This window comes from Geodermatophilus sp. SYSU D00758 (assembly GCF_054049955.1).
Window position 1 is genome coordinate 1 of the sequence record NZ_JBJGYK010000067.1, and the last position, 15,155, is coordinate 15,155.

Annotated in this window: 16 protein-coding genes; 6 read left to right on the top strand and 10 right to left on the bottom strand. The window is 75.5% G+C overall.

Annotation, left to right across the window (positions count from 1 at the left end):
- The first annotated feature begins 142 nt into the window (after window positions 1-142).
- Both ACI8AC_RS24380 and ACI8AC_RS24385 read left to right on the top strand, forming a co-directional pair.
- The gene (locus ACI8AC_RS24380; RefSeq protein WP_456900440.1) at window positions 143-1,771 is read left to right on the top strand and encodes a methyl-accepting chemotaxis protein; all 1,629 of its coding nucleotides are present in this window, start codon (window positions 143-145) and stop codon (window positions 1,769-1,771) included.
- A 113-nt stretch (window positions 1,772-1,884) separates the two neighbouring features.
- Window positions 1,885-2,838, top strand: coding sequence for a slipin family protein (locus tag ACI8AC_RS24385; RefSeq protein WP_456900441.1), 954 nt, complete (start codon window positions 1,885-1,887; stop codon window positions 2,836-2,838).
- On the opposite strand, the gene ACI8AC_RS24390 is transcribed toward ACI8AC_RS24385, so the two are convergent.
- A complete protein-coding gene (locus tag ACI8AC_RS24390) occupies window positions 2,807-3,001 on the bottom strand; it encodes a DUF1707 SHOCT-like domain-containing protein (RefSeq protein WP_456900442.1) in 195 nt (64 codons plus the stop codon). The genes ACI8AC_RS24385 and ACI8AC_RS24390 overlap by 32 nt on opposite strands.
- A 13-nt stretch (window positions 3,002-3,014) precedes the next feature.
- Window positions 3,015-3,572: a bacterial proteasome activator family protein gene (locus ACI8AC_RS24395; protein ID WP_456900443.1), complete on the bottom strand. Its 558-nt coding sequence runs from the start codon at window positions 3,570-3,572 to the stop codon at window positions 3,015-3,017.
- Between the two features lie 88 nt (window positions 3,573-3,660).
- On the opposite strand from ACI8AC_RS24395, the gene ACI8AC_RS24400 reads away from it, so the two are divergent.
- Window positions 3,661-4,884: a cysteine desulfurase-like protein gene (locus tag ACI8AC_RS24400; protein ID WP_456900444.1), complete on the top strand. Its 1,224-nt coding sequence runs from the start codon at window positions 3,661-3,663 to the stop codon at window positions 4,882-4,884.
- Between the two features lie 40 nt (window positions 4,885-4,924).
- Here the strand turns inward: ACI8AC_RS24400 and ACI8AC_RS24405 are convergent, their stop codons facing one another.
- The 3 genes from ACI8AC_RS24405 to ACI8AC_RS24415 form a co-directional block, all read right to left on the bottom strand.
- Window positions 4,925-5,107: a hypothetical protein gene (locus ACI8AC_RS24405; protein ID WP_456900445.1), complete on the bottom strand. Its 183-nt coding sequence runs from the start codon at window positions 5,105-5,107 to the stop codon at window positions 4,925-4,927.
- 171 nt (window positions 5,108-5,278) lie between these two features.
- Window positions 5,279-6,271 (bottom strand): NAD(P)H-quinone oxidoreductase, encoded by a 993-nt coding sequence (locus ACI8AC_RS24410; protein ID WP_456900446.1) that lies wholly within the window; start codon window positions 6,269-6,271, stop codon window positions 5,279-5,281.
- A 321-nt stretch (window positions 6,272-6,592) separates the two neighbouring features.
- Complete coding sequence (locus tag ACI8AC_RS24415; protein WP_456900447.1) at window positions 6,593-7,270, bottom strand: NAD(P)-dependent oxidoreductase; 678 nt, start codon at window positions 7,268-7,270, stop codon at window positions 6,593-6,595.
- A gap of 154 nt (window positions 7,271-7,424) precedes the next feature.
- On the opposite strand from ACI8AC_RS24415, the gene ACI8AC_RS24420 reads away from it, so the two are divergent.
- Window positions 7,425-8,396, top strand: coding sequence for an AraC family transcriptional regulator (locus ACI8AC_RS24420; RefSeq protein ID WP_456900448.1), 972 nt, complete (start codon window positions 7,425-7,427; stop codon window positions 8,394-8,396).
- Here ACI8AC_RS24420 and ACI8AC_RS24425 read toward each other — a convergent pair.
- The 3 genes from ACI8AC_RS24425 to folP all read right to left on the bottom strand — a co-directional run bounded on the left by ACI8AC_RS24425 (window position 8,383) and on the right by folP (window position 11,530).
- Complete coding sequence (locus ACI8AC_RS24425) at window positions 8,383-9,978, bottom strand: 4-coumarate--CoA ligase family protein (protein WP_456900449.1); 1,596 nt, start codon at window positions 9,976-9,978, stop codon at window positions 8,383-8,385. The genes ACI8AC_RS24420 and ACI8AC_RS24425 overlap by 14 nt on opposite strands.
- Window positions 9,979-10,070: 92 nt before the next feature.
- Complete coding sequence (locus tag ACI8AC_RS24430; protein WP_456900450.1) at window positions 10,071-10,496, bottom strand: PaaI family thioesterase; 426 nt, start codon at window positions 10,494-10,496, stop codon at window positions 10,071-10,073.
- A gap of 173 nt (window positions 10,497-10,669) precedes the next feature.
- Window positions 10,670-11,530: a dihydropteroate synthase gene (gene folP, locus ACI8AC_RS24435; RefSeq protein ID WP_456900451.1), complete on the bottom strand. Its 861-nt coding sequence runs from the start codon at window positions 11,528-11,530 to the stop codon at window positions 10,670-10,672.
- Window positions 11,531-11,596: 66 nt separating this feature from the next.
- On the opposite strand from folP, the gene ACI8AC_RS24440 reads away from it, so the two are divergent.
- The gene (locus ACI8AC_RS24440) at window positions 11,597-12,058 is read left to right on the top strand and encodes a MaoC family dehydratase (RefSeq protein WP_456900452.1); all 462 of its coding nucleotides are present in this window, start codon (window positions 11,597-11,599) and stop codon (window positions 12,056-12,058) included.
- Between the two features lie 103 nt (window positions 12,059-12,161).
- Here ACI8AC_RS24440 and ACI8AC_RS24445 read toward each other — a convergent pair whose 3' ends face one another.
- Together ACI8AC_RS24445 and ACI8AC_RS24450 are read right to left on the bottom strand one after the other, a co-directional pair.
- Window positions 12,162-13,418, bottom strand: coding sequence for a serine hydrolase domain-containing protein (locus ACI8AC_RS24445; protein WP_456900453.1), 1,257 nt, complete (start codon window positions 13,416-13,418; stop codon window positions 12,162-12,164).
- A gap of 238 nt (window positions 13,419-13,656) precedes the next feature.
- The gene (locus ACI8AC_RS24450) at window positions 13,657-13,941 is read right to left on the bottom strand and encodes an HU family DNA-binding protein (RefSeq protein WP_456900454.1); all 285 of its coding nucleotides are present in this window, start codon (window positions 13,939-13,941) and stop codon (window positions 13,657-13,659) included.
- A 192-nt stretch (window positions 13,942-14,133) separates the two neighbouring features.
- On the opposite strand from ACI8AC_RS24450, the gene ACI8AC_RS24455 reads away from it, so the two are divergent.
- Window positions 14,134-15,057, top strand: coding sequence for an aldo/keto reductase (locus ACI8AC_RS24455; RefSeq protein ID WP_456900455.1), 924 nt, complete (start codon window positions 14,134-14,136; stop codon window positions 15,055-15,057).
- The last annotated feature ends 98 nt before the right edge of the window (window positions 15,058-15,155 follow it).

Here is a 15,155-nt window from a genome sequence, read left to right on the forward strand (position 1 = left end):
GGCCGGACCTCGCAAACCCGGGGTGGTGCCCCAGGACCGGCAACCGTGAGCCCGGACGGCCGCCGTCCGGCTCAAGAGCCCGGGCGCGCTGCCGAAGTGTGCTGTGACCCCTCCTGTCCAGCCACGGAAGGCAGCCGCACCCATGGAGCACACCCGGACGCCCGACCCCCGGGACCCGGCCGAGGACGCCACCGGTAGCCGCTGGGGCCTGCGCACCCGGCTGCTGGGCGCGGTCCTCGTCGTCGCCCTGACGACCCTCGGCGTCGGCCTGTTCGGCATCCAGCGCATGTCGGCGCTCAGCGGGCAGGCCGAACGCGTCCACACCGAGGGGGCCGTCCCGCTCGACGGGCTGCGGCAGCTGCAGGCCGACTGGTGGGAGCTCATGGCGCACACCGCCCGCGCGAACATCCCCACCCTGCCCCCGGAGTCGCTCGCCGCGTCGCAGCGGAACGCCGAGGCGGTGGGGGCGCGGCTGGTCGAGCAGACGGCCGCGGTGGCGGCGATGCCGCTCTCCGCCGACGCGCGGGGGGCCTTCGACCGCTTCCAGCCCGCCGTCGAGTCCTACCTCGCGGTGCTCGGGCAGATGGTCGCCGCGCGGGGCACCAGCACCCCGGACCAGCTGCGCACCATGGTCGCCCGGCTCAACGAGCAGGAGGCCGTGATCAGCGAGTCGATCGCCGCGGCCACGGCCGCCGCGAGCGCGCAGGCGGTCCGCACCGCGGCGGACGCCGAGGACGCCTACACCGCGGCGCGCACCCTCACCCTGGTCATCATCGCGCTCGGGCTGGTGGTCTCCGTCGCGCTGGCCTCCCTGGTCGCCCGGGGCGTGACCCGTCCCGTGCAGCGCATCCGCGAGGTCCTCGGCCGGGTCGCCGCCGGCGACCTCACCGTCCGGGCCGGCCGCACCGGCGGCGCGGAGCTCGGCGAGATGGCGCGCTCGCTGGACGCCACCCTCGACGCGCTCGGCGGCGTCCTCACGCTGGTGCACGACTCCTCCCGGCGGCTGGGCGACGCCTCGGCGAAGCTGAGCGCGGCGTCCGGCGCCATCGCCGGCAACGCCCGCACCGCGGCCGGCCAGGCCGACGTCGTCGTCGCCTCCTCCGGCGAGGTGGCCGCCAGCGTCGACACCGTGGCGGCCGGCTCCTCGCAGATGGAGTCCGCGATCCGGGAGATCTCCCGGAACGCGACCGAGGCCGCCCGGGTGGCCGGTCAGGCGGTCGGGGTCGCCGAGAGCACGACCCGGACCGTCGGCAAGCTCGGCGACTCCTCGCAGGAGATCGCCACCGTGGTGAAGCTGATCAACGGCATCGCCGAGCAGACCAACCTGCTCGCGCTCAACGCCACGATCGAGGCGGCCCGGGCAGGCGAGGCCGGCAAGGGCTTCGCGGTGGTCGCCAGCGAGGTCAAGGAGCTCGCGCAGGAGACCGCGCGGGCGACCGAGGACATCTCGCGGCGGGTCGAGACCATCCAGGGCGACACCGCCGGTGCGGTCGAGGCCATCCGGCAGATCAGCGCCGTGATCGGGGAGATCAACGACTTCCAGGCGACCATCGCCGCGGCCGTCGAGGAGCAGACCGCCACGACCAACGAGATGAACCGCAACGTGGCCGAGGCGGCCACCGGGTCCCAGCAGATCGCCGCGGCGATCACCGGCCTGGCCGCCGGCACCCAGGAGACCAACGCCCGCGTGGAGGACGCGCAGCGGGCGGCCGAGGAGCTGGCCCGGATGAGCGGCGACCTCCAGGGCGCCGTCCGCCGCTTCACCGTCTGAGGCCCTGCCCCCCCGGCCCCGATCCTGGGGGATCATGGACGGGGACGGGCCGGCGCCCCACGGCGCCGCGGGAACGTCCTGACGTCGCCGCGCCGGCCGGGAGGAGGCCGGCCATGGACGTCGCCCTCGTCGTGCTGGCGGTGGTCGCCGTCGTCGCCCTGGTCGTGCTGGGCGCGAGCGTCCGGATGGTGCAGCAGTACCAGCGCGGGGTGGTGCTCCGGTTCGGGCGGCTGCTTCCCACCGTCCGGGAGCCGGGGTTGCGGCTGCTCATCCCGTTCGTCGACCAGATGACCAAGGTGCCCGTGCAGACCCTGGTGCTCGACGTGCCCTCCCAGGGGACGATCACCCGCGACAACGTCACGATCGGGGTGGACGCCGTCGTCTACTTCCGCGTCGTCGACCCGGTCAAGGCGGTCATCAACGTCGAGAACTACATGATCGCCACCTCGCAGGTCTCCCAGACCTCGCTGCGGTCGGTGATCGGCCGGGCGGACCTCGACACCCTGCTGTCGGACCGGGAGGCGATCAACGCCGAGCTGCGCGCGGTCATCGACACCCCCACCGAGGACTGGGGCATCAAGATCGACCGGGTCGAGGTCAAGGACATCTCGCTGCCCGAGGGCATGCGCCGGTCGATGTCGCGGCAGGCCGAGGCGGAGCGGGACCGGCGGGCCCGGGTCATCTCCGCGGACGGCGAGCTGCAGGCCTCCAGCAAGCTGGCCCAGGCGGCCGACGCCATGAGCGCCACCCCCGGTGCCCTGCAGCTGCGGCTGCTGCAGACCGTCGCCGACGTCGCGTCGGAGAAGAACAGCACCCTGGTCATGCCGTTCCCGGTCGAGCTGCTGCGCTTCTTCGAGCAGGCCGCGGGGGCGCAGCAGGCCCCCGGGGCCCAGCAGGTCGCGGTCTCCCGGGAGGCCGCGGACGACGGTCAGCCGGAGGCGCGGGAGGAGCCGGCCGAGGACGGCACCCGCGCGCTCCCCGCGGCCGTGCCGGAGGGGCGCGTCGACGGGTTGACGGGCGCCACCACCGCCGGGCTCACCACAGACTCCGCGGCAGGTCGGCGGTGAGCCGGGCGAGGTCGCCGCGGGTGCGGGCCGCGTAGGCGGCCTGCACCCGCTCGTCGAACTCGTCGACGGTCAGCCGCCCCTGGGTCAGACCCCGCTGGAGCTGGCGCACCGTCTCCTCGCGCTCGGCGTCGGACGCGCGGACGGCGTCGTCCCCTGCTGGCACCGGCCCTCCCCGCTCACAGGTACTGGCCGCCGCCGGGGCGCAGGTCGGGCTGCTGCGGCGGCTGCGAGCCGCCCGGCAGCGCCCGCCGGCGCATCTCCTCCAGCTGCGCCCGGGCGGCCATCTGCTGGGCGAACAGCGCGGTCTGGATGCCGTGGAAGACGCCCTCGAGCCAGCCCACCAGCTGGGCCTGGGCGATGCGGAGCTCGGCGTCCGACGGGGTCTGGTCCTCGCTGAAGGGCAGGGTGATCCGCTCCAGCTCGTCGCGCAGCTCGGGGGCCAGGCCCTGCTCGAGCTCGCGGATCGAGGAGGCGTGGATGTCGCGCAGCCGCTGCCGGCTGGCGTCGTCCAGCGGCGCGGCGCGGACCTCCTCGAGCAGCTGCTTGATCATCGTGCCGATCCGCATGACCTTCGCGGGCTGCTCGACCATGTCGCCGACCGCCGGCGCGCCCTCGCCCGTCTCGACGTCCCCGCCCGGCCCCTGCGGCATGGGCATCGCGCCGACCGGCCGGCCGTCGGGGCCGACGACGACGACCTGCTGAGGGCGTTCACTGCCGTTTCCCGGTGCGGTCATGCACCCATCCTGCCCCGCCCGGTCGGCCCGCGAACGCCGCCCCCGCGCACCCGCGCCCGGCAACCGGCCAGCGTCTACGGTTCCACCCATGGCGTGGGGGGAGGCACGGCTGGACGTCGCGCGCGTCCGCGGTCTCTTCCCCGGGCTCTCCGACGGGTTCGTGCACGCCGACGGCGCGGCCGGCGCCCTCCTGCCGGAGAGCGTCGTGCACGCGGTCAGCTCGGCGATGCGGGTGCCGGTCGCCGGCCGCGGCGGCGTCTTCCCCTCCTCCGGGCGCGCCGAGGGGCTGGTCTCGGCCGCGCGCGCCGCGGTGGCCGACCTGGTGGGCGGGGTGCCCGGCGGGGTGGTGCTCGGCCCGAACCCCACCGCGCTGACCTACACCTTCGCCCGGGCGGTCGCGCGCACCTGGCGCCGCGGCGACGAGGTCGTGGTGAGCCGGCTCGACCACGACGCCAACATCCGGCCCTGGGTGCAGATGGCCGCCGAGCGCGGGGTCACCGTGCGCTGGGCGGAGGTGGACATCGAGACGGGGGAGCTGCCCGACTGGCAGTACGACGACCTGCTGACCGAGCGCACCCGCCTGGTGGCCGTCACCGCGGCCAGCGACGCCCTCGGCACCTGCCCGGACGTGCCGGCGATCGCCGCCCGGGCGCGCCAGGTCGGCGCGCTGGTGCACGTCGACGCCGTCCACGCCGCGCCGCACGCCCTCCTGGACCGCGCCGCGCTGGGCGCGGACTCGCTGACCGTCTCGGCCGACCGGTGGTGCGGCCCGCGCGTGGCGGCGCTGGTCGCCGACCCGGGGCTGCTGGAGGAGCTGCACCCCGACAGGCTCCTGCCCGACCCGGACCGGGTGCCGGAGCGGTTCGAGACCGGTGGTCTCCCGTTCGAGCTGCTCGCCGGGGTCACCGCGGCGGTCGAGCACCTGGCCTCGCTCGCCGACGGCGCCACCGGTTCCCGCCGGGAACGGCTGCGCACCTCGATGGCCGCGGTCGCCGCCTACGAGGGGGAGCTGTTCGCCTGGCTGGACGAGGCGCTGCGGGCCATGCGGCACGTGCAGGTCCTCGGGGAGGCGCCGCGGCGCACGCCCACCGTGTCGTTCACCGTCGAGGGCCTGCGCGCCCGCCAGGCCGCCGCCGAGCTGGCCCGCCGCGGCATCTGCGCGTGGGACGGCGACTTCGCCGCCCGGGAGCTGTTCGACGCCCTCGGCGTGAACGAGCAGGGCGGCGCCGTCCAGCTGGGCCTCATGCACTACAACACCGCCGACGAGGTCGGCTACCTGGTCGACGCGGTGGCGGCGCTGCGGCCGAGGTGAGCCGGCGGCCGAGCTCCCGCGGCCGGGCTCCGTCGCGCCCCTACGGGTTGGCCGACCACTCCCGCGGTGCCCGGCCCTGCCGGCCGGCGAGGACCCGGATCTGCTCCGCGCTGGGGCTGCAGCCGTTGGGGCAGTCGAACTCGACGGGTCGGACGCTCGACCAGCCGACGGCCGCGACCCGCCGGCAGACCGGGCAGTCCTCCCAGGTGACCCGTTCGCTCACGTCCAAGGTGCTGTCCTCCGTGGCCGGTCGCCGTCCGGGAGGGACCGGCCGCGCTGCTCCGCCCAGGCGCCCCCTGCGACACGGCGTGCATCGGCCCGGAGGAACCCTCCGAAACGCCCGGGGGCGGGGGACCTCGTTCCGGTACGCGCGGGTGCCGCCCGTCGGGAGCTCTCAACCGTCGGTCAGCAGGAGCACCTTCCCCACGTGCTCGCTGGCGTCGACGACCCGGTGCGCCTCGGCGGCGCGGGACATCGGCAGCCGCCGGTCCACGATCGGCCGGACGACGCCCCGCTCGACGTCCGGCCACACGTCGTGCCGCACCGCCGCCACGATCTCCGCCTTGCTCCCCGGACCGGTCGCCGGCCGGCCGCGCAGCGTCGTCGCGTGGATCGACCCGCGCTTGCGCATCAGCTTGCCGAGGTCGAGCTCGGCCCGTGTCCCGCCCTGCATCCCGATGCACACCAGCCGCCCGCCGGTGGCCAGCGCGTCGACGTTGCGGGCCAGGTACTTGGCGCCCATGTTGTCCAGGACGACGTCCACCCCCGCTCCGTCGGTCTCCTCGCGGACCCGCTCGACGAAGTCCTCCTCGCGGTAGTTGATCCCCACCTCCGCGCCCAGCTCCCGGCAGACGTCGAGCTTCTCCGGCGTCCCCGCGGTCGTGAACACCCGGGCGCCGGCCCGGGCGGCCAGCTGGATGGCCATCGTGCCGATGCCGCTGGAGCCGCCGTGCACGAGGAAGCAGTCGCCCCGGCGCAGCCCGGCCACCATGAACACGTTCGACCAGACCGTGCACACCACCTCGGGCAGCGTCGCCGCCGTCGCCAGCTCCACCCCCGCCGGGCGCGGCAGGAGCTGACCGGCCGGCACGGCGACCCGCTCGGCGTACCCGCCCCCCGACAGCAGGGCGCACACCTCGTCGCCGACCGACCAGCCGGTGACCCCCTCGCCGACCTCTCTGACCACCCCGCTGCACTCCAGCCCGAGGACGTCGCTGGCCCCCGGGGGCGGCGGGTAGTTGCCCGCCCGCTGCAGCAGGTCGGCCCGGTTGACCGCCGTGGCCACCACGTCGACCAGCACCTCGCCGGGCCGCAGCACCGGGTCCGGCGCCTCCCCCCACACGAGGACGTCGGGGCCGCCGGGCTCGGAGAACGTCACCGCACGCATGCCCCGACCCTAGAAGGACCCCCTTGCCCCCCACCGCTCGCACGCTCGCGGCGGGCCCCTGCAAGGGGGCCGCCGTCCTCCTCACGCCTCGCAAGCTCGGCGCGAGCCTCTGGACGGGGCCGAGCCCCACCGCTCGCAGGCTGGTAGCGGGCCCCTGCAAGGGGGCCGAGCCCCCCACCGCTGGCAGGCTCGCGGCGGGCCCCTGCAAGGGGCCGCCTTGCCCCCATGGACCCGCGATCATGAAGTCCGGCGAGCGGCGCGCCGCTCAGGGGCCGCGTGTCTGCTCCGCAACTTCATGATCGCGAGGGAGGTGGGGCGGGCTCAGGCCCGGGACGGGCTCGGGACGGGCCGGTCCGTCCCGCCGGAGACGGCCACGCTCGCGCCGCGCGCGCCACCCCCGGTCGCCAGGTCGGCGAGGACACCGCCCACCGCACGCCGGGACACCCGCATCCCGGCGACCTCCCCGGTCGTCGAGCAGGACGCCGGCTCCTCGCCGTCGGTCAGGTCGACCGGCTGGACGAGGGTCCAGTCCAGCCCGCTGGCGCGGACCAGCCGCTCCTGCCGCTCGTGGTCGTCGATCTGCGGGCGCAGCACCAGCGCGAAGACCAGTCGCGACGCCAGCGGCAGCCGGTCGCGGGTCTCGCCGACGCCGTAGGAGGACTGCACCACCAACCGGCGCACCCCGTGGCGCTGCATCGCCGCGACGACCGCCGCGGTGCCGCGTGAGCGGACGTCCGGCGCGGTGCCGGCCGGGCCGCGCAACCGCACCCGCAGCGCGTTCTCGCTGATGCCCAGGGTGACGACGACGGCGTCCTGACCCTGCACCGCCCGCTCCACGTCGGCGGCCACGGTGGCGTCCCCGGTGACCGGGCGGACCCCTTCGCGGCCGGCGGCACCCGCCCGCCGGCTGAACGCCGTGACCTCGTGCCCCCGCTCGGCGAGGGCCTCGACGACCGCCCGGCCCGTCCCGCCGCTCGCTCCCACGACCAGTACCCGCATGACCCGACCTCCCCTCCGTGCCGGCCCGTGCGGCCGACGTGCGTCCAGGGTGGGTCGGACGCCCGGTCGTCCGGAACGGCCCGGAATCCGGATCGCATGACCGTTCGTCCGGACACCCTGGACTCCCGGTGCCGCACGCCGCAGGCTGGCGGGCGTGAGCGCACCGTGGACCCCGGTGGACCCGCTGGCCGGCGTGCTGGTCGACCTGCGGGTGCGCGGCACCTTCTACTGCCGGGCCGAGGCCACCGCGCCCTGGGGCGTGGAGATGCCCGCCCTGCCCGGGTGCATGAGCTTCCACGTCGTCACCGAGGGGACCTGCCGGCTGGAGGTCGAGGGGGAGGTCCACGAGCTGCGGGCCGGCGACCTCGCCCTGGTGCCGCACGGCCGGGGGCACGCGCTGCGCAGCGGGCCGGACGCGGCCGTCGCCGGCCGGGCCGACCTGCTGCCGCAGGAGTACCTCGGCGAGCACTACTCGGTGCTGCGGGTGGACGGCGGCGGCGCGCCCGCCCGGCTGGTGTGCGGTGTCGTCGAGCCGGAGCGGGCCGGGGTGGCGCACCTGCTGGAGCTGCTGCCCGCGGTGCTGCTGGTCGACGGGCGGGACGGCGCCCGCAACGGCTGGCTGCCGGTGCTGCTCGGCGTGCTGGCCGAGGAGGTGCGGCACGACCGGCCGGGCGCCGAGGCGGTGGTGACCCGGCTGGCCGACGTCGTCGTCCTGCAGGCGGTGCGCGGCTGGCTGGCCGGCGGTGACCCCGGGCCGGGCTGGCTGCGGGCGCTGCGCGACCCGCAGGTCGGCCGCGCGGTGGCGCTCGTGCACCGCGACCCGGGCGGGCCGTGGACCCTGGACCGGCTGGCGCGGGAGGCGCGGATGTCGCGGTCGTCCTTCGCCGCGCGGTTCACCGAGCTGGCCGGCGAGCCGGCGGTGCGGTACGTGACCCGGTGGCGCATGCAGCTGGCGACCGTGGACCTCGGCCGCGGGGCCCGGGTCGCGGAGGTGGCCCGGCGGCTGGGCTACGAGTCGGAGGCCGCCTTCTCCCGGGCCTACAAGCGGGTGGTCGGCGTCCCCCCGGGAACGGCCCGGGGCCGGCCGGACGCGCCGGCCGACCCCGGGGTCCTCACCGGGCCTTGAGGTCCTTGCGCAGGATCTTGCCCGCCGCCGACTTCGGCACCTGCTCGATGAACTCGACGAAGCGGATCTTCTTGTGCGGGGCGACCTTGCCGGCCATGTAGTCCATGACCGCCGCCTCGTCGATCCCCGAGCCGGGCGTGCGGACGACGAAGGCCTTGGGCAGCTCCTCGCCGCTCTCCTTGTCCAGGACGCCGATGACCGCGGCGTCGGCGATCTCCGGGTGGCCCAGCAGCACGGCCTCGAGCTCGGCCGGGGCGACCTGGTAGCCCTTGTACTTGATCAGCTCCTTGACGCGGTCGACCACCGTGTAGCGGCCGTGCTCGTCGACGACCGCGACGTCACCGGTGTGCAGCCAGCCCTCGGGGTCGAGGGTGTCGGCGGTGGCCTGGGCGTTGTTCAGGTAGCCCTTCATCACCTGCGGGCCGCGGACCCACAGCTCACCGCGCTCGCCGGGGCCGGCGTCCTGGCCGGTCTCGGGGTCGACCAGCCGGCACTCGGTGTTGGGGACGGCGTAGCCCACCGACCCCTTCGGCACCGGGGAGGTGACACCGGCCGGCTCCTTGCCCTGGTCCGGCGTGGTGTGCGAGACCGGCGACAGCTCGGTCATGCCGTACCCCTGCGCCACGGTGACGCCGGTGTCGGCGCCCTTGCGCAGCCGCTGCTCGGCGGCCAGCGCCAGCTGCTCGTCCAGCGGGGCGGCGCCGGAGGTGATCGAGCGCAGGGACGACAGGTCGTAGGAGTCGACCAGCGGGTGCTTGGCCAGCGCCAGCAGGATCGGCGGCGCCACGAACGCCCGGGTGATCTTGTGGTCCTGGATGGTGCGGAGGAAGTCCTCGAGGTCGAAGCGCGGCAGCGTCACGACCGCACCACCCCAGGCCAGGCCCTGGTTCATCAGGACCGTGAGGCCGTAGATGTGGAAGAACGGCAGGACGGCGATGATCCGCTCGTCCGCACCGAGGTCGATGAGCGGCTTGCACTGGGCGACGTTGGCCACCAGGTTGCGGTGGGTCAGCATGACGCCCTTGGGCAGGCCGGTCGTGCCGCTGGAGTAGGGCAGCGTCACCAGGTCCTCGGCCGGGTGGATGTCGACCTGCACCGACGGCGCGTCGCTGCTGAGCAGGTCCAGCAGCGAGGCGTGGCCCTCGGCGCCGTCCATGACGACGACCTCGTCCACCGGCGCCTTCCCGACCGCGGCCATCGCCCGGTCCAGGAACGGCGAGACGGTGACGAGCACCTTCGCGCCCGAGTCGCGCAGCTGGAAGGCGATCTCGTCGGGGGTGTACAGCGAGTTGATCGGGCTCATCACGCAGCCGGCGGCCGCGATGCCGTGGAAGACCACGGGGAACCACGGGGTGTTCGGGCAGAAGACGGCGACGACGTCGCCCTTGCGCAGCCCGCGGGCGTGCAGGGCCGCGGCCACCCGGTCGACGTAGGCGGCCAGCTGGCCGTGGGTGATGGTGTCGCCCTTGAGCCCGTCCACCAGCGCGGGTGCGTCCGGGTTCGCGCCGCCGGCGGAGAGGACGTACGCGGGGACCGACAGGTCGGGGATCTCGATGTCGGGGTACAGGCTGGCCAGGGCCACGGATCGTGCTCCTCGGGTCTCGGGTGTGGCGCCAGTCTCACATCCCCGGTGGCCCCCGCCACAGGGGGGTTACCCGTGAGTACCGGAACGGGTCACCGGGGCCGGAGCACCGACTGGGTGCAGCGGAACAGCGCGAGCGTCCTGCCGCTGGCCTCGGCGGTCACGACGGCGTCCCAGACCTGCGTCGTCCGCCCGGCGTGGACGTTGGTGGCGACCGTGGCGATCCGGCCCTCGCGGACCGTCCCCAGGTAGTTGGCCTTGAGCTCGATCGTGGTGAAGCCGCTCGAGTTCTCCGGCAGCAGCGCCCGGGTGGCCAGCCCGCAGGCGGTGTCGGCGAGCCCCACCACGGTCGCCGCGTGCAGGTACCCGTTGGGGGCGAGCAGCTCCGGGCGGACGTCGACGTGCGCGGTCAGCCGGCCCGGCTCGTGGGTGTCGATGACCAGCCCCAGCAGGCCGGGGAGGGTCCCGGGGAGGAGGGCGTTGAGCTCGTCGGCGGTGTGGAACCCGGTGGCGGCCATGCGCGGCAACCTATCCAGGGGCCGTGGCCGGTGATCAGGTGACCTGATCCCCGGGGCTCCTCGCTCAGCGCCGGTGGTGAGCCAGGACCGGCAACGCTGATCCCACCTGATCCCTGCGGGCCGGCCACGTCTGATCCCTGCGGGCCGGCCATGCCTGATCCCTGCGGGCCGACCTACGCGAGGCCGCGGGTGGTGCGCGCCGGCGGGCGGTCGCCGCGGATGGCGGCGACCATGTCCAGCGTCTGCCGGGTCGGCGCCACGTCGTGCACCCGGAACACCCGCGCCCCCAGCCAGGCGCTCACCGCGGTCGCGGCCAGGGTGCCGGTGAGCCGCTCCTCCAGCGGGACGTCGAGGGTCTCGCCGACGAAGTCCTTGTTCGACAGCGCGACCAGCACCGGCCAGCCGGTGGCGACCAGCTCGTCCAGGCGCCGGGTCGCCTCCAGCGAGTGCCGGGTGTTCTTGCCGAAGTCGTGGCCGGGGTCGACCAGGACCCGCCCGGGGTCCACGCCGGCGGCCACCGCGGCCTCGGCCAGCGCCGTCGTCCGCCGCACCACGTCGGCCACCACGTCGTCGTAGGTGACCCGGTGCGGCCGCGTGCGCGGGGGCAGCCCGCCGGCGTGGGTGCACACGATCCCGGCCCCGGCCGACGCGGCGACGGCGGCGAGCGCCGGGTCCACCCCGCCCCAGGCGTCGTTGACGACGTCCGCCCCCGCCGCGAGCGCCTCCCGCGCCACCTCGGAGCGCCAGGTGTCGATCGAGATCGGCAGCGCCGGGTGCGCCGCCCGGATCCCGGCGACCAGGTCCACCGTGCGGCGGATCTCCTCGGCGGCGTCCACCTCCTCGCCGGGCGCGGCCTTGACCCCCCCGACGTCCACCATGTCCGCCCCCTCGGCGACCACCCGGTCGACCCGATCCACGGCCCGGGCGAGCTCGTAGGTGGCCCCGCGGTCGTAGAACGAGTCGGGGGTGCGGTTGACGATCGCCATGACGACGAGGCCGCCGTCGGGCACGTCCAGGCCCCCGATCCGCAGCACGCCGTCCCCCCGTCCTCGCCGGTGTGGTGGAGTCAGCCAACCAGACCGGGACGAGGGAGGACGGACATGGCGCAGACGACCGCCGACGGCGTCGAGGGGGTGCAGGCGCTGGTCGGGCAGCACCTGGGGCACAGCGAGTGGCTGGAGATCACCCAGGAGCGGGTCGACCGGTTCGCCGAGGCCACCGGCGACCACCAGTGGATCCACGTCGACCCCGAGCGGGCGCGGCGGGAGAGCCCGTTCGGCGGCCCGGTGGCGCACGGCTACCTGACGCTGTCGCTGCTGCCGATGCTCATGCCGCAGATCCTGGAGACCACCGGGTTCCGGATGGGCGTCAACTACGGTCTCGAGAAGGTGCGCTTCCCCGCACCGGTGCCGGTGGGCAGCAAGGTCCGCGCCGGGGCGACGCTGGACTCGGCGACGCCGTTCGACGGCGGGGTCCAGATGGTGGCCACGGTGACCGTCGAGGTCGAGGGCGGGTCCAAGCCGGCGATGGTCGCCACGACCGTCTCCCGCCGCTACGTCTGACGCGCTCCGTGTCAGCGGCACAGGAGGCTTTCCCCACGTCCCGGGCCGCCGGACGTGGGAAAAGCTTCCTGTGCCGCAGGTGCCGCAGGTGCCCCGGGCGGGCTCAGTCGACCAGGGCCTGGTTGACCAGCTGGCGCAGGTAGTTGCGGATCGGCAGCGTGCTCGAGGGCAGCAGCTGGGTGAAGAAGGTGACCGTGACGTCCTCGACCGGGTCGACGTAGAACGCCGTGGACGCCGCCCCGCCCCAGCTGTAGTCGCCGACGCTGGAGAGCACCCCGTAGCGCGCCGGGTCGATCACCATCGAGAACCCGAGCCCGAACCCGACGCCTCGCAGCGGCGTCTCGGCGAACAGCGGCCGGCCGAAGGTCTCCAGGTCGGCGTTGCCCGGCAGGTGGTTGCGGGTCATGAGCGCGATGGTGCGGGGGCCGAGCAGCCGCCCGCCGTCGTAGGAGCCGCCGCGGCGCAGCAGCTCGACGAAGCGCAGGTAGTCCCCCGCGGTGGAGACCAGGCCGCCGCCGCCGGAGAGGAACGCCGGCTTGCTGTGCGCGGTGGCGCCCATGGTGTCCAGCGGGGCGTACGTCGTCGGCGGGCCCCCGGGCTGCCCGGGGACGGCGGTGTACAGCCGGGCCAGGGAGTCGACGTCGTCCCCCGGCCGCAGCCCGAAGGACGTGTCGGTCATGCCGAGCGGCCGGAAGACGCGCTGCTCGAAGAACTCGTCCAGGGGCTGGCCGGAGACGACCTCCACCAGCCGGCCCAGGACGTCGGTGGAGACCCCGTAGTTCCACTCCGCCCCGGGCTGGAAGACCAGCGGGATGGCCGCCCACTGCCGGCACACCTCGGCGGAGTCGGCGCCCGGCGGGGTGCCCCACTCGTGCCCCGCGGCCCGGTACATCGCGTCGCAGGGGTGGGCGTGGTGGAAGCCGTAGGTCAGCCCGGAGGTGTGGGTCAGCAGGTGCCACACCCGGATCGGCTCGGTCTGCGGGGCGGTGACCGGCTTCTGGGCCGAGCCCGCCACGTACACCCGGGTGTCGGCGAACTCCGGGAGCCACTGGGCGATGGGGTCGGAGAGCTGGAAGGCGCCCTCCTCGTACAGCATCATCGCCGCGACCGAGGTGATCGGCTTGGTCATGGAGTAGATCCGCCAGCGGGTGCCGGGCTCCACCGGCAGGCCGCGCTCCACGTCGCGGGCGCCGTACGTGCTCATGTGCACCAGCCGGCCGTGCCGGGCCACGGTGACGAGGGAGCCGGGCATCCGCCCCTCGTCGACGTAGCGGGCCAGCCGCCGGTCCAGGCGCTCCAGCCGGGCGGGGTCGAAGCCCACCTCGGCGGGGTCGGTGTCCACCTTCAGCTCGGTCGTCACGCGTCCTCCCTCCCCGCCGCCGTCCCCCGTCGGGCGGCGGCCACCAGCGCATCCTGACCCACGGCGCCGTGGGTCAGGCCACACGGGGTGCCGCCCGACGGCGGGCCCGCCGTCGGCGGGCGCACCGGGACGTCGTCGCGCGCGCCCGGTCACGCCGGGACGTCACCGGGCGGCCCCGGTCGGACCGGGACGTCGCCCGGCCGCCGGTGCGCACCGGGACGTCGCCGGGCGGTTCCGCTCAGACCGGGACGTTGCTCGCGGCCTTCTTCAGGTTGGAGCCGGCGGTCACCTTGACGGTGTTGGCGGCGGGGATCTCGATGGACTCGCCGGTCTGCGGGTTGCGGCCGGTCCGGGCCGAGCGCTGCGTGCGCTCGACGGTCAGCAGACCCGAGACCGCGACCTTCTCGCCGCGGGTGATGGCGTCGACGAGCTCGTCCTGCAGCCCGGCGAGCACCGAGTCGACGGTCGAGGCGGGCACGTCGGCGCGCTTGGCGATGGCGGAGACCAGTTCGGCCTTGTTCATGTCGTCCTCCCGTGGGTGGGTGTGGGGTGGTCCGGCGTCCGGACCTCGGCGGATTCCGCGGTGCGGACCGCAGGGCACGCTGCCATGCCGACCCGGGCTCCCGCCACCGAGGGGGTCGGACGGGTCCCCCGCGCACCAGCGGCCCCACCCGCCGGGACGGCGTCGCGGGCCCGCCCGGCATAGCTTGGGGACATGCCCCAGATCCCCGGGACCGACCTGACCGTCAGCGACCTCTGCCTGGGCGCGAACGTCTTCGGCTGGACCGCCGACGAGGCGACCTCGTTCGCCCTGCTGGACCGCTACCTCGACGCCACCCCCAGCACGCTGGCCCCGTTCGTGGACACCGCGGAGATGTACGGCGACGGCCGCTCCGAGCAGATCCTCGGCGCCTGGATGGCCGAGCGGTCGATGCGCGACCGTCTCGTCGTGGCCACCAAGGCCTCGCCCGGCCGCAAGGAGCACCCGCTGTCGGCGCCGGAGATCCGGGCGGCCGCCGAGCGCTCGCTGCGCAACCTGCGGACCGACCGCATCGACCTCTACTACGCCCACTACGACGACGAGAGCACGCCGCTGGAGGAGACGCTCCAGGCGATGGACGAGCTGGTGCAGGCCGGCAAGGTCCGCTACGCGGCGGCGTCCAACTACCCCGCCAAGCGCCTGGTGGAGGCGCGGGAGACCGCCGACCGGCTCGGCGTCCGCGGGTACGTGGCGCTGCAGCCGCACTACAACCTGGTGGAGCGGCGGGCCTACGAGGCCGAGCTGCGCGACGTCGTCACCGCCCAGGGGATGGGCGTACTGCCCTACTTCTCCCTGGCCAAGGGTTTCCTGACCGGCAAGTACCGCGCGGGCGAGCAGGTCGACTCGCCGCGCGCGGCGAAGGCGTCGGCCTACGTGGGGGAGCGCGGCGACCGGGTGCTCGCCGCGCTGGAGGGCGTCGCCGGGGAGACCGGGACGACGATGGCCGCGGTCGCCCTGCGCTGGCTGGCCGAGCAGCCGACGGTCGTGGCGCCGATCGCCAGCGCGCGCTCGGTCGAGCAGCTCGCCGACCTGCTGCCCGTGCTCGACCTGCGGCTCACCGACGACCAGCGGCAGCGGCTCACGGACGCGTCGGCGTGAGCGGAGGGGGGGGGGGGGGGGGGGGGGGGGGGGGGGGGGGGGCGCGCCGCCGCCCCCCGCGCCCGCCCCCCCCGGCGCGGCGCGGGCCGGGGACGCCC